Annotated in this window: 16 protein-coding genes and 2 tRNA genes; 6 read left to right on the top strand and 12 right to left on the bottom strand. The window is 56.6% G+C overall.

Annotated elements, in window-relative coordinates; all coding sequences use genetic code 11:
* The 6 genes from nrdH to ACED87_RS04600 all read right to left on the bottom strand — a co-directional run bounded on the left by nrdH (position 1) and on the right by ACED87_RS04600 (position 5,488).
* Complete coding sequence (gene nrdH, locus ACED87_RS04575) at positions 1 to 234, bottom strand: glutaredoxin-like protein NrdH (protein WP_449083909.1); 234 nt, start codon at positions 232 to 234, stop codon at positions 1 to 3.
* 496 nt (positions 235 to 730) lie between these two features.
* Complete coding sequence (locus tag ACED87_RS04580; RefSeq protein WP_449083908.1) at positions 731 to 1,813, bottom strand: App1 family protein; 1,083 nt, start codon at positions 1,811 to 1,813, stop codon at positions 731 to 733.
* Between the two features lie 111 nt (positions 1,814 to 1,924).
* Positions 1,925 to 2,365 carry a hypothetical protein gene (locus tag ACED87_RS04585; RefSeq protein ID WP_449083906.1) on the bottom strand — a complete coding sequence of 147 codons (441 nt, stop codon included), beginning with the start codon at positions 2,363 to 2,365 and terminating at the stop codon, positions 1,925 to 1,927.
* 178 nt (positions 2,366 to 2,543) lie between these two features.
* The gene (locus tag ACED87_RS04590; protein WP_449083904.1) at positions 2,544 to 3,635 is read right to left on the bottom strand and encodes a 2,3-butanediol dehydrogenase; all 1,092 of its coding nucleotides are present in this window, start codon (positions 3,633 to 3,635) and stop codon (positions 2,544 to 2,546) included.
* A 189-nt stretch (positions 3,636 to 3,824) separates the two neighbouring features.
* Positions 3,825 to 4,280, bottom strand: a complete 456-nt coding sequence (locus tag ACED87_RS04595) for a 23S rRNA (pseudouridine(1915)-N(3))-methyltransferase RlmH (RefSeq protein ID WP_449083903.1) — start codon at positions 4,278 to 4,280, stop codon at positions 3,825 to 3,827.
* Positions 4,277 to 5,488 carry a class I SAM-dependent methyltransferase gene (locus ACED87_RS04600; protein ID WP_449083901.1) on the bottom strand — a complete coding sequence of 404 codons (1,212 nt, stop codon included), beginning with the start codon at positions 5,486 to 5,488 and terminating at the stop codon, positions 4,277 to 4,279. The genes ACED87_RS04595 and ACED87_RS04600 overlap by 4 nt, the downstream gene beginning before the upstream one ends.
* 239 nt (positions 5,489 to 5,727) lie before the next feature.
* Here ACED87_RS04600 and ACED87_RS04605 point away from each other — a divergent pair, with 239 nt between their 5' ends.
* From ACED87_RS04605 to ACED87_RS04630, 6 genes are all read left to right on the top strand, one after another.
* On the top strand, positions 5,728 to 6,342 hold the full coding sequence (locus ACED87_RS04605; RefSeq protein ID WP_449083900.1) for a DUF4190 domain-containing protein: 615 nt from the start codon (positions 5,728 to 5,730) through the stop codon (positions 6,340 to 6,342).
* 178 nt (positions 6,343 to 6,520) lie between these two features.
* Positions 6,521 to 7,213, top strand: a complete 693-nt coding sequence (locus ACED87_RS04610) for a LysE family transporter (protein ID WP_449083898.1) — start codon at positions 6,521 to 6,523, stop codon at positions 7,211 to 7,213.
* Between the two features lie 117 nt (positions 7,214 to 7,330).
* A complete protein-coding gene (locus ACED87_RS04615; RefSeq protein ID WP_449083896.1) occupies positions 7,331 to 8,047 on the top strand; it encodes a hypothetical protein in 717 nt (238 codons plus the stop codon).
* Position 8,048: 1 nt separating this feature from the next.
* Complete coding sequence (locus tag ACED87_RS04620; RefSeq protein WP_449083894.1) at positions 8,049 to 8,267, top strand: helix-turn-helix domain-containing protein; 219 nt, start codon at positions 8,049 to 8,051, stop codon at positions 8,265 to 8,267.
* A 263-nt stretch (positions 8,268 to 8,530) separates the two neighbouring features.
* Positions 8,531 to 9,325, top strand: coding sequence for a tRNA threonylcarbamoyladenosine dehydratase (locus ACED87_RS04625; RefSeq protein ID WP_449083892.1), 795 nt, complete (start codon positions 8,531 to 8,533; stop codon positions 9,323 to 9,325).
* Between the two features lie 10 nt (positions 9,326 to 9,335).
* Positions 9,336 to 10,124 (top strand): TatD family hydrolase, encoded by a 789-nt coding sequence (locus tag ACED87_RS04630; RefSeq protein WP_449083890.1) that lies wholly within the window; start codon positions 9,336 to 9,338, stop codon positions 10,122 to 10,124.
* 81 nt (positions 10,125 to 10,205) lie between these two features.
* On the opposite strand, the gene ACED87_RS04635 is transcribed toward ACED87_RS04630, so the two are convergent.
* The 6 genes from ACED87_RS04635 to ACED87_RS04660 form a co-directional block, all read right to left on the bottom strand.
* A tRNA-Ala gene (locus ACED87_RS04635) sits at positions 10,206 to 10,281 on the bottom strand.
* Position 10,282: 1 nt separating this feature from the next.
* A tRNA-Ala gene (locus tag ACED87_RS04640) sits at positions 10,283 to 10,355 on the bottom strand.
* Between the two features lie 198 nt (positions 10,356 to 10,553).
* On the bottom strand, positions 10,554 to 11,006 hold the full coding sequence (gene rsfS / locus ACED87_RS04645; RefSeq protein ID WP_449083888.1) for a ribosome silencing factor: 453 nt from the start codon (positions 11,004 to 11,006) through the stop codon (positions 10,554 to 10,556).
* Positions 11,007 to 11,065: 59 nt separating this feature from the next.
* Positions 11,066 to 12,145 (bottom strand): hypothetical protein, encoded by a 1,080-nt coding sequence (locus ACED87_RS04650; RefSeq protein ID WP_449083886.1) that lies wholly within the window; start codon positions 12,143 to 12,145, stop codon positions 11,066 to 11,068.
* Between the two features lie 90 nt (positions 12,146 to 12,235).
* On the bottom strand, positions 12,236 to 12,931 hold the full coding sequence (gene nadD, locus ACED87_RS04655; protein ID WP_449083884.1) for a nicotinate-nucleotide adenylyltransferase: 696 nt from the start codon (positions 12,929 to 12,931) through the stop codon (positions 12,236 to 12,238).
* Between the two features lie 103 nt (positions 12,932 to 13,034).
* On the bottom strand, positions 13,035 to 13,256 hold the full coding sequence (locus ACED87_RS04660) for a hypothetical protein (RefSeq protein WP_449083882.1): 222 nt from the start codon (positions 13,254 to 13,256) through the stop codon (positions 13,035 to 13,037).
* Positions 13,257 to 13,378: the final 122 nt, after the last annotated feature.

The raw sequence follows: 13,378 nt of genomic DNA on the forward strand, positions 1-13,378 counted from the left end.
TTAGGCTGCGGCGCTAGCTAGGGCGTTGATCTTGTCGGGCTGGAAGCCTGACCAGTGATCTTCACCGGCGATAACGACAGGGGCCTGCAGGTAGCCCATACCCTTGATGAGGTCCAGGGCGGCGGGGTCCTCGGTGATGTCAACGGTGTTGTACTGGACGCCGAGCTTATCGAGAGCGCGGTAGGTCATGTTGCACTGGACGCAGGCAGGCTTGGTGTACACCGTAACAGTCATGGGGATTCTCCTTGGTGTCCCGCTGGTGGCGGGAAGTTTCTGGCAAAGGGCTCGCAGAGAGCCCACTTACTGGGTTGGCGGCAGTTTTAGCCCTGCGGCTTGAACCGAGATTTAATACTACATCTAGTGTTTCAAGAGCGCATCTAGCCCTACATGCTGTGGTTAGTTACAAAAGTTTTTAAAGTAATCTTCTATCCACAGCCCCTTCCGCGCGTTTGCAGGCTTTAAGGGGGTTATCCACATTAAGGGCTTTGTGGAAGGAGCTCAAGAGGGCAGATGTGACCTTTCGTGCACCAGTTGCAGGGGCCTTACAGACTGGAGCCCGGGCGTCCCGCGTGATATCAGGGGAAGGGATTTCAACCCTAAATTGAGCCTTGAGTTTTGGGAGCTGCCTAGAGGCGTTTTTTAAGGTTTTTTGGTCAGGGGTGTGTCGCTCAAAGGGGTGCTCAGTCAGGCTTGACAAGGGCGCCCCTGAGGGTGTTTAAACGGTGCTGTTTTAGACCAGGCCACGCTCTTTGAGCTGCTCGTAGAGGGCAGTGCCGTCATTGCCTTCAAGCCAGAGGTCGCCCTTAGTGATATCGCGAGCGCGGTTGTCGCCCCAGACGCGGCCTGATGAGAGGACGGTTTCGCCGAAGGTGAGGTTGCGGATGAGGATGGCTTCGACGTTGTTGGGGTAGCGGACGGCGAAGCCGTTGTAGATTTCGGGGTCGTGTTGGCCGTCGTCGCCGATGAGGATCCAGCGGATGTGGGGGAATTCGTGGGCGAGGCGTTTGAGGGTGTTGATTTTGTGTTGGGGGCCGGAGCGGAACCAGCGGTCGGGTGTGGGGCCCCAGTCGGTGAGGAGGAAGGTGCCTTTGGGGTAGCCGTTGCGGTGGAGGAAGCGGCGGAGGGTGGGGGTGATGTTCCAGGCGCCGGTGGAGAGGTACATGAAGGGGGCTGTGGGGTGGGCGCGGTGGAGGCGGTCCATCATGACGGCCATGCCGGGGGTGGCGCTTCGGGCGTGTTCGTTGAGGACGAAGCTGTTCCAGGCTGCGACGAGGGGGCGGGGTAGGGCGGTGTTCATGACGGTGTCGTCGACGTCGCAGATGATGCCGATGGTTTGGTGGTGGGGGACGATGTAGATGGTGGTGGTGGCGGGTTGGCTGCCGGGGGTGGTGAGGGTGATGTGGTGGGTGCCGGGTGGGAGGGTGGTGTTGAGTTTGACGTCTACTACTCCTCCGCGGTCGGCGTGGACGCGGTGGGTTTGGCCGTTGATGTGGATGTCGATGGGTGCGTGGGAGATGGCGACGGAGGTGAAGGAGCGCCAGCCGCGGACTGGGTCTATGGTGGGGTCGTTTTTTTCGAGGGAGTCGAAGAATTCTTCGAAGAGGTCGGTTTTGTAGAGGGCGCGGCCGAGGATGCGGACCCAGTTTTGGGTGCCGTAGCCGACGCTGGGTACGATGACGGGTTCTAGGCCGTGTTTTTGTGCGTGGCGTTCGCGGTAGGTGTGGATTTTGTCGCCGATGCGGTAGCCGATGTTGGCGGCTTCGTCTGCTGCTTCTGAGACGATGGTGCGGATTTCGTGTGCCCCTGTGGTCATGGTTCTAGTTTTTCATATTCGGTGGGTTGGTGCATGTTGGGGTGGGGTGTTTTAAATGGAGGCGGTGGGCACCGTTGTTGGTGCCCACCGTGGGTGGTGTGGGGTGGGTTTTTAGTCGATGTTGAGGGTGCAGGTGGCGCTGCCGGTGCCGTGGGCTTGGTTGGCGTGGTTGACGTGGTCGCCTTCTTGGAGGGCGTAGCCGGTGCCTTTGATGGCGCAGGTGACGTCGGTGGTGGGGTCGTTGGCGGTGACGGTGACGCGGATTTGTGAGTCGGTGAGGTCTGCGAGGTTGTTGTAGGTGAGTTTGTAGTAGGCTTCGCCGTTGAAGTCTGCTTGGTTGCCGTCGAAGTTCATTTGGTCTTGGTAGACGGTGATGGTTGCGGGGGCGTGGGTGTTGTGGTGTTGGGCAGTTACCTCGATGGTGATGTCGTCGCGTGCGCCCCAGTTGTTGGTGGGTTCGATGCCCATGCCGGGGACGATGGTTTGTGCGCAGCTTGCGAGGAGGGTGGTTGCCGCGAGTGTGGATACTACGGTAACTGTTTTCTTTGTCATGTATAAAATATAGCGTTTTTGGTGGTTTTTGGGTGTGTGTTACGTTTTGGTGGGTGGGGGTTTGTGGCTAAGTTGGGTGGTGTGAGTGGGGTGGGGTGTGTGGGTATGGTGCGGGCGGGTGCCGCTTGCGTAGGGGTACCCGCCCGGTGTTTGCCGTCTATGGTTGGCTGGTTTGTGCTTATTGGGCGTCTGCTAGGCGCTGGGGGTCAGTGGTGACCAGGATTTTGACGGCGGTTTCGTTGTGGTTGATGAGGGTGTCGAAGCCTTTGTCGATGAGGTTTTCGAGGGGGATGCGCCCGGTGATGAAGGGCTTGAGGTTGACTTTGCCTGATTCGACGAGCTTGATGGTGTCGGGGTGGTTGTTGACGTAGGCGATGGTGCCGCGTACGTCTACTTCTTTGAGGACGAGTTTGTGGAGGTCCATCTGTGCGGGTTTGCCCCAGATGGAGGCTACGACGATGATGCCTTGGGGGCGGATGGCGTCCATGAGGGTTTCGAGGACGACGTTGACTGAGGTGCATTCGAAGGCTACGTCTGCGCCGCGGCCGTCGGTGAGTTTTTTGACTTCTTCGACGATGTCGACTTCTGCTGGTGAGAGGGCGTGGTCTGCTACTCCTGCGTCGAGGGCTTTTTGGCGGCGGAGGCTGGAGAGTTCGCTCATGATGACGGTTGCGCCGTAGGCTTTGAGGACGGCTGCGATGAGGAGGCCGATGGGGCCGGCGCCGCCGACGAGGGCTACGTCGCCTTCTTTGATTTTGCCTGCGCGTTCAACGGCGTGGTAGCCGACGGTGAGGGGTTCGATGAGGGCGGCTTCGTCGAGGGGGATGTCTTTGGAGATTTTGTGGACCCAGCGGCGTTTGACGGCGACTTTTTCTGAGAGGCCGCCGCCGCGTCCGCCGAGGCCGATGAAGTTCATGTTTTCTGAGAGGTGGTAGTTTTTGTTGTCGGGGCCGGTTTCTACGTCTTCGTCGAGGATGTAGGGTTCGACGACGACGTGGTCGCCTACTTCGAGGTCGGTAATGCCTTCGCCGAGTGCTTCTACGACTCCGGAGAATTCGTGACCCATGGTGACGGGGGCGGTTTCACCTGAGATGGGGTGGGGGGTGTGCTGGGTGGGGCAGAAGATGGGTCCGTCGAGGTATTCGTGGAGGTCGGTGCCGCAGATTCCGGCCCAGGCTACTTTGATGAGGACTTCGCCGGCGCCTGCGGTGGGTTCTTCGATGTCTTCGATGCGGATGTCTTTGTTGTCGTAAAAGCGTGCTGCCTTCATGGTATTTGATCACCTAGTTAGTTGAGTGGTTTTTCCTTGCTACCAGGCCGCCCCGGGTGGCAAGGGGTGGTCGTCTATGACCACTTTTATCCTATCTCTTCTGACCGGTCAGTGTGGTTAGGGCTACTGTGTATGTCGCACTTTAGCGCAATTCGAATATGTATTCGATTACCTTGTCTGGGGTTGAGTTTACACGTGGTGGTAGGGGCGCCCGGCAGCGATCTCCCCTGCCCGGTAAATCTGCTCTGTGATGATTAGGCGTACCAGCTGGTGGGGGAAGACTAGGTCAGAAAGACTCCAGATAGTATTGGCTCGCGCTCTCACAGTCTCATCAACCCCGTAGGCACCCCCGATAACCAGCACGACCTTTTTGAAGCCTAGCTGCTCTTCTAGTAGGTGTGCTAAACCTGGGGAGCTGAGCATCTTGCCGCGCTCATCAAGGAGCACCAGGTAATCATCGCGCTCTACTTTCCCTAGAATTCGGCGGGATTCTTCTGCCCGTGCGGCATCCTGGGCCAAGGATGAGTGGGGCAGGTACTGCCAGCTAATATCCCAGGGCTTGCGCAGGCGACTCTCGTAGCGGTCGATACCGTCTTTAACCCATTTTTCGTGTTTCTTGCCGATGGCAATAATTTTGATAGTCATCGAATCTCTTTCTGTTGCGGTGCGCAGGCGCTAAGGACGGTAAAGGTGGGGGTGCGTTCAAGCTGACGCACCTGCTCAAAGCGCTCTTGCACCTGACTGCGGTAGCGGGCGTGAGAGTTATGCACTAGATATAGGCGCCCACCGGGGGCTAGTAATCGTAGGGCAGCATCCAGTAGGGGCCCTACCAGGCTAAGGTCAACTGCGGTTCCTGTATGAAAGGGCGGGTTGAGCATGAGCACATCAGCGCAACCCTGGGGTAGGCGGGCCCCGGCATCGTCCCAGCTCACCTGCACCCGGGCGTCCTGACCCAGGTTGAGCTGGGCAGAGCGCACAGCATCCACATCAAGGTCAGTTGCCCACACCTGGGCGACCTCAACACCCGCCGGTAGGTTCTCTAGCACCTGAAGCGTGACTGAACCATTGCCGCACCCTAAATCAACCAGGGTCAGAGGGTGGGCAGGGGCCTGCTTGCTGATATCGGTCAGGACGCAGGTGGCCAGTAATTGCCCACCCCGATCTGGTTTGCCCCCAGAGAAGACCCCGCCGCAAGCCTGGAGAGGCCCGGCAGGGACAGACACCTGAGCTGCAGGTGCAGGCCCGGTCGCCAGTAAACAACGGTGCTTACCCTTACCGCGCAAACCCCGCACCTGCTCAAAATCCTGGGCAAGAGTTTGGTTGAAGGTTGTGCTCATGTGCTTGGTATTACCGCCCAAGATCAGGGTAGCCTCACTCCCCTGCTGCGCCTGATAAGAGGAAAAATCGTGGGCAAGGTCAGCGAGCGCGGCGTGGCTCTTGGGTAGATGCCCTAAGGCGAGGTGCCCTGTGAAGTGGTGGTGGGTGAGGGCTTGGTGGAGGCTGAAGGTTGTGGGGTGTATTTCGCCGGTGGGATCGAGTCCTGCCACGATTAGGCGGGTGGCGGCGTCCGGGTTTTCTTCTGTCAGGGTGCGGTGCAGGGTGAGGGCGTCGGTGTAGGAGCGTTGGCGGCTGATGACCCGGTGGGCCCCTGCTGCGGTGTGGGTCAGGGCCCAGCGGGTGAGGGTGCCGGTGGGGTCATCGAGGATGAGGATATCCCCGCTTGTGCTCTCTAAGGTGGTGAGGGCTGTGGTGGCCTCCGCTAGGATGAGCCTGTCGAGGGCGCTTGCGGTGGCGGGTAGAGGTGAGGTGGGGGTGCTGGGGTGGGTGAGGTTTTGGTTTTTTGGTGTGGGCACTTTTTCAGTATCTCATGTTTGGTCGGTGAGGTGTGGGCCCTGTGTGCGGGATGGCGTTCTGCCCTGTGATAGTAAAGCTGATAGTATTCTGTGAGCAGGGCTACTAGGCCCTGTTCATACCGCACACCCGAAATGAGTTTATTGATATGAGCGAGCAGACACCTTCTTCCTACTCTGCACCCCATTCCGCTAATACCCCTTACCAGCCGGTGAATCCTCAGTCTGAGAAGACTAACCTTTTGGCTATTCTCAGCCTTGTTTTTGCTTTCTTGATTAACATTGTTGGTGTTATTCTTGGTTTCATTGCCTTGAACCAGATTAAGCGCACTGGCGAGAAGGGCCGTGGGCTAGCTATTGCAGGTATCGTCATTGGTGCCCTGAGCCTTCTAGCTTCAATTCTTTTCTTTGCTTTCCTCTTTGCTGGCATCGGTAATGAGATTGCTAAGTCTTCTGCAAGCCACAGTTCTGCCGTTGCTGCTTCAAGTTCAGCTTCTGCCTCCGCACAGGCAACCAACGAGATGAGCAAGGAAGCTTCTTCTGCTGCTGATGAGGCTTCAGCTAACGCTTCTACCGCAGCTGCTTCTGCTGCCCTTGACCCTGCTTCACCTTACTGTGTTGCCTTGGATGAGTTCCTGGTTGCCTCTGACAACATTCAGAAGGATGTAACTACTCTGGAAAGTTACATGGCTTCTTTGACGAACGTGCGCGATAACGCACCTTCTGAAGAGATGCGCACTGCTCTGACCAATGCCATTGAGGCTGCGAAGGTTGGCGACGTTGATACTTTTGAGTCTTCTCTCAATAGTGTCACCTGGGATCTTGGTCTTGATGCTGTGAACTGCGGTATCGAGTAATTTCTAAGGTTTAACCTTTTTATAGTGAAGGGGGCCCTGCACTGTGGTGTGCAGGGCCCCACTTTTTTGTGGGGTTCTTTAGTTGGTCATGGTGACTGTTTTGTGCAAGGGTTCTAGGGGTTCACTGTGTGAAACCTTTTTCTGCTCTCATCTACCTTTTTCGCTACTATGAGGTGCTATGACTTTTACCCTCTGGCTTTCTCTCGTTCTTGCCTGCCTGGTGATCTCTTTGACCCCTGGTGCAGGTGCGGTGAATACCATGACAACTTCCCTGCTTTATGGCTGGAAGAGGGCTTTTTTCACGGTTATAGGGCAGCAGCTGGCCCTGGTGGTGCAGATAGCTATTGTGGCTGCTGGCCTGGGCGTGGTGGTTGCTAATTCGCCGGTACTCTTTGATGTGATTCGCTACGGTGGGGCAGCCTACCTGGTCTATCTTGGGTTAGGCATGATTTTTGCTCGCCCTCAGACCCCGCAGCAAGCCCGCGATGAGGCAGACAGTAGCGGGGGTGCCTCGGCCCAGCAGGGGCAAGGACGCGGCACCCGAGTAGGTGCGCGCTTGCAACCGGGTACTCCCCTGGCTCTCTTTAATCGGGGTTTCTGGGTGAATATGTCTAACCCTAAGGCCATTGTTTTTATTCTGGCCTTTATGCCCCAGTTCGTGCGGCCCGATGCCCCGCAACTGCCCCAGTATCTGGTAGTTGCGGGCACTATGGTGGCCATTGACATTCTAGTGATGTGGGGCGGTTTTGGTCTGGTGGCAAAGTCTTTGACGAGGCTTTCGCATTCAGAGCGCGGGCAGAAGATACTGAACCGGGTTTTTGGTTCTCTCTTTATTCTGGTTGCCGCTCTCATGGTCTTTGCAGGGCATTAGGCGAAGAAGTCGCGGAAGGACGTCCGCTCTTCAATATCTTGTGCTGGCACTCCCACCCTGGTAATTTAATGTTTATCGATAATATCGTTTTTCAATAAACTGCATGTGGAGGTTACCATGCCCGCCATCCCTCTTACTCTGTTCGCTAGCCTGATAATCGCAGGTTTAATCGCCTTCTTTTTCCTCAAATACCTACAGACACAACGAGACCTACAAGCCACCCTCAAAGCCACACAATGGTTAGCGACCCTCTATGCTGGGGTGGTAACCGTCCTTACCCTCATCGGGGTAGCTCAACTTATCATCGGTCGAGAAGCACCGAGTGCTGCCCTTCCTATTAGCCCCTGGCTACCAGAGGGAATGAACGTTCACCCCGGCGCTAATGGTCTTAGCCTTGAGAACCTGCATTTTGACACCATCACAGCAGATGCAAGAGGAATCCCACTTGAGGCCGCACTACTTCTTGCCGGGTCCCTCATTCTCGGTAGCATCATGCAAGTGAGCATAGCACTAGCTTTTCGGGCACTAGCACGCGGGCGGCTACAGGGAATCCCCTTCCGCCCCCAGCTCACCCGCCTCACCCAGTCCCTAGCCTGGGTTGTTCTTATCTGCGGGTTCATGGCCCCAATTCTTGAAGGATTTGGGGCTGCCGCCCTTGCCTCCGAATCCCTCATAGGGTGGGAGCTCACCGGTGGGCTCTCTAGTGCACCAACCCCCAACCTTGCTGTTTTCATCAGTTTCTGGCCCATTGGAGTATTTCTCATGCTTTACACCCTCTCAGCTATTCTGGAAACCGGCGAACAACTGCAGAAAAACACAGAGGGGTTAGTCTAAGATGCCAACTGATATATCGCAGGTCCACTGCCACCTAGATGAGCTCTTAGACAGCAGGGGCATGACCCTCAGCCGCCTCTCCGAACTAGTAGATATCAGCCTGCCTAATCTCTCTATCCTCAAGAACAATAAGGCTAAAGCGATTCGGTTCACCACCCTCACCGCTATCTGCAAGGCCCTGGACTGCGAAATCGGTGAGCTTCTAACCCTCGAACATTAAATAGATCTACGTGGTTGAAGCTAGATCGCCCTTCATGCCATAGCTCCCCCTAGGCTTCGTCCTCCATCTGGCGACCGTGCGTCATATCGCTGAGCGTGCACATGGCAGGTGCACGCTCAGCGATATAAGGCACTTTCATAGGCCACTACCCTCCTTGCGGCGGGAGGTTCTTCTCGCAAAGATAAGCGGACGGGCCTCAACCCCTGCTTCAGGTATGTGGCATAATTGCCAGGTTAGACACAACTTTTCCAAGGAGGCCCTGAGTGGGTGTTGAGAGCGAACGTTTTGCCCGGTTGAGACTACTTTTTAAGGACGAGGGCCTGCAGAAACTTCAGGACGCCACCGTCATGGTGCTCGGCCTTGGCGGTGTAGGTTCTGCCTGCGCTGAGGCCCTGGCCCGCGGCGGGGTGGGTAACCTGATTGTGCTAGACCGGGACGTCGTTGATGAGAGCAACATTAACCGGCAGGCCTTGGCCTTTACTTCTACCTTGGGCAAGGTTAAGGCTGAGGTCATGGAGGGCATGATTAAGGAGATTCAGCCCGATTGCACGGTGATTGCTGAGCGGGCTTTCCTCACCCCCGATAACTTGGCTGAGACTCTGGATAAGTTCCCCCGCCCTGACTACGTCATTGACTGCATTGATACCATCACCCAGAAGTTGGCTGTCTACCAGTGGGCTGCGGAGCGGGGCCTGAACCTGGTAGCGTCGATGGGCGCGGCCAACCGTCTTGACCCGACCATGTTGCAGTTCGCTAATATTCGCCGCACCTTTAACTGTTCTATGTCTAAGGTGATTCGTTCTGAGTGCCGCAAGCGTCAGATTTATGGTCTTGAGGTGCTCTTTTCAACCGAGTTACCTTTCAAGGTGGAGAAGGCTCCTGGTGCTAAGACCAAGGGTGAGACTCTGGGGTCTATGAGCTATATGCCTCCGATTATGGGGCAGATGCTGGCTGGTAAGGTGATTCGTCAGCTAGCTGGCATGGAGCCGGTTCCCGCTCCGCCTTATATTGGCACCCGGGCTAGTGGAGAGGACGCCGCACCTCAGCCCCTACTGTAGTCCCGCTCGTATGCTGCTTGATACCCATTTTCACTATGATTTCCTGGCCCCGCCGCTTCGGCCTTCTTTTAACGAGGCCTTGCGGGCCCAGGGTGTGCAGCTGGTTGCCCAGACGCTGAAGCCCTCGGCCTACCGGGAGCTTCGGCAGGTGGCTGACCCGGCGGGCCCGCTCTTGTCTCTTGGTTTTCACCCCTGGCAGGTGGCTGATGTGGCTCAGGTTGAGACTGAGCTTGCGGTCTTTGAGGCTGAGGTAAGCAGCACCCGGCTGATCGGTGAGATTGGCCTGGATTTTCTGCCCCGCCGCCTGGAGGCTTCCCCTGCTGACCTGCAGTTAGAGGCTTTGCGCCGCATTGTGGGTGGGGTGCTCCAGGCTGCTGCCGGGCAACCGACTGAGAAGCCCTATGTGCTGTCTGTGCACGCCGTCCGCGCAACTGCTGCGGTTCTTGACCTTTTTGAGGAGCTTGATGTTCCCAGCCCCCCTCTTGTTCCGGTGATTCACCGGTTTGGGGGCAGCAGTGACGAGCTGACCCGGCTCATAAGATTGGGTGGGTGCATATCGGTTCACCCGCAGATGCTGGCTACTAAGCGCGGACGGGCCTATACCCGCCAGGTGCCCGCTGACCGTCTGCTCTTAGAGACGGACTTGCCCGAGCAGCCTACCGACGCGCTTGATATCCAGCAGTTTGCCTCAGATGTGAGCGGACGCCTGCACCGACTTGTCGAGTGCATTTCGGCTGAACGCGGCGAAGATTTTGCACCAACTCTGTTAGAGAACCAGAGACGGCTCTACTCTCTTTAGCATCCTATTGCCAGGCTCGTAGTCTGAGCCTACGGAGGGCACAAAAAAGATCTCAGCAATCTGTGATTGCTGAGATCTTAGTGGTGGAGGTAAGGGGATTCGAACCCCTGACCTTCTGCATGCCATGCAGACGCGCTACCAACTGCGCCATACCCCCGTGGAGCTAAGGGGATTCGAACCCCTGACCTTCTGCATGCCATGCAGACGCGCTACCAACTGCGCCATAGCCCCTTATTCAATTGTTGGCCGCTCTCGCGGCGACTGTTCTATCTTATGGCACCTACAAGGCTCATGCAAATCAAACCCCCACCAGCACCCATGAACTGCATCACATACACTGTATGGGTCATTTACCCGCTTAAACCAAAGGACGCCCCACCCAACTCCCCGTACGCAGAAAAGATAGGTGAGGCGTCCTTGCAGAAGAATTTAGTCTTCGCGCTGGTTCATCAAATCCGCCTCAGGGGTGATGATTTCAAAGTCAGCTTCAGCGCCCTCAGTATCGACACTATCCACTTCACTCTCTAGGCCCAGGTCAATGCGGGGTGCATCGCCCCAGAGGCGATCTAGGGCATAGAAAGCACGGTCTTCTTCGTGCTGCACATGCACCACAATATCGCCGAAGTCCAGCAGGACCCAGCGGCCCTCAGCCCGACCTTCACGGCGTAGGGGCTTGAGGCTCAGCTCTTCACGGAGCTTATCTTCTACCTCGTCAACAATCGCGTTAACCAGGCGTTCGTTGTGGGCAGAGACAACTAAGAAGCCATCAATCAAACCCATAATGTCAGAAGCATCAACGGCCAGCAGGTTAGTACCCTGCATATCGTCGGCCGCGCGTGCGGCTACCTTCAACGCTTCAATAGACTCTGCAGCTGCAGTCATTTCGCCCTTTCCGAGCAAATCATTCCCCAAACCTTTTGGGGTCTTATTCAACTAAAACTTTATCTGAAGATGAGGAACCACACGCCATAGAGCACCAGCGCCAAAAACAGCAGACCGAGAACAGCTATTACAGCACCGTTAGGGCTCTTAGCTGATGACGGGGCTGAGTGATAGGTAGCTGCGGCTTCTTCTTCCATATCGGCAAGAGCACCGGGTGAGGACTCATCTATTTGCCTAACGGCACCTGCGAAGTTGACGCGCTGTGCATCTTCTTCACCGCCAGGGCCGTTGCTCTCTACCAGAGTGCTCTCAGGTGTAGGCTCGGTGAGCTCTTCCTTCTCTTCTGCCTCAGGCTGGGAGATATACTCTTCTGGTGCCTGGGCAGTTTCTTCAGAACTCTCAGAGTCTACCTCAAGGGCACCGTCACTGGCTAGGGTGGTATCGGCCGGTTCAGTCACACCGGCGCTGTCTATTTCGGTAAGGTCAAGACCCTGGGCATCAACAGCGCGCACGGGTGCAGGTAGCTCTGGGAGGTGCAGCACATCCTCAGGTTCTTCTACCTGCGAGTAATCATCTTCGAGCACTTCCTCATCTTCGAGCACCTCTTCGTTGGAGGCTTCTTCCTCAGGTAGCTGCTCTTCTTCCAGCTCTAGCTCATCGATGCTCACGAAGTCGCTTTCACTGGTGATTTCGCTGGTGGCAGTAGCAAAATCTATCTGCTCACTGGCCTCTGCTACAGGGCGTTCAGGCTCCAGCACCTGCGCATCGATATGAGCCAGGGGGTCTTCAATGACGGTGGCGCGGGTTTCATCAAATTCCACATCAAGGTCATCGCCCTCATCTGTGCTGATACTTCCCATCTGTGAAAGATTCATCAGGGAACGGGCGGCGTCCTGGCCCCTATCTGCCCCCTCGATATCCCCCATAAACATGGGCACCTCAGGGAGGTTCTCGTCCCCCCTTTCTAGGGCGCGCAGATAGTCAGCAGCCTCTTGGTAGTAACGCGTCAAGCGGCGCGGGCCCATAGGGCGGACGGGGGGCGGAATCTCTAGCCCGTCCTCAATGATGTAGCTTTCGGTAAGGTAGGCAGGTATCTTGTCGTTCCGACCGCCTTGAGCCTGATCCTTGTGTGTACTCACAGTGTTTCCTTGAGTCTGATGCCTGTTCTTGTGGTTAATGCTACCAAGTCACTCGATTGCAGGGGTTCTCTGCGGCAATGACAGCAGATTTTATTTTATGCGGGGCAAACCAGCCACATACCCGCCGCCCACGCTGCTGGGGGTAGATTCGGTATAAAGACTGTATTTGTTGATGTACTGCACCACCCCATCGGGCACCAGGTACCAGACAGGCAGGTCTTTGCAGGCCCGGTCACGGATGTCGGTTGATGAGATAGCCATAGCCGGGATTTCAATGACGCGCACGCGCCCCTGTGCCTCTTCTGGGACTCTCAGCTCATGGCCGGGGCGGGTGACCGCCACAAAGGTTGCAAGGTCCCACATCTTATGGGCCTCTTTCCAGGTGGTAATTTGGCTCATGGCGTCCGCACCGGTGATAAAGAAAAGCTCATCATCGGGCCGCTCTGCCCGCAAATCGGTGAGAGTATCAATAGTGAAAGTAGGGCCCTGCCGGTCAATATCGACCCGGCTCACAGTAAAGCGGGGGTTAGAGGCGGTGGCGATCACGGTCATGAGGTAGCGGTGCTCAGGGGCAGTTACCTGCTTATCAGCTTTCTGCCAGGGGTCGCCGGTGGGTACAAAAATTACCTCATCGAGACTCAGCACGGCAGCAACTTCACTAGCTGCCACCAGGTGCCCATGGTGAATAGGGTCGAAGGTGCCGCCCATAACGCCTACACGGGTGGTGGCATGGTCGGGTTCAGGGATTCCAAGCTCACGGCGGATCTCTTGGGCGGGACGAATCACGGGGTTTCCTGCTTGCTCTGGTGTCTACGGCTTCGGCGCGGGCCCGCTACCCCGGTGGACGGGAGTGGAAGGGGCACCGCGCCGAAGAGTGGTGAAGAAAAATTTAGTGCTTGTGCTTGCGCTGATAATCGCGCAGAGCCTCAGTTTCCTCGTGAGAGAGGTGGTCAGCTGCATGATCTGGGCGTACCACGCCACGGCCTGAAAAAGAGATGGTAATCAGCAAAAGCAGGCCAAAGATAATGAAACCGATAATGGCGAACCAGTAGGTGGGCATGCCCAGCAGTTCAAGCTGATGGCTACCTTCTTCTGAGGCAAGAACAAACATGTGTGTACCTTTCAAGACCGGGCGGTGTGTAACCGCACCAGGAGGGGCAAAGGGGGGGCTGGTGTCTTAGCTACCATGCTACCGGGTGGTAGCTCTTAGAGCAGAGCTTTACCCGGTAGCAG

It is taken from the genome of Rothia sp. 32237D007AR, assembly GCF_053544675.1.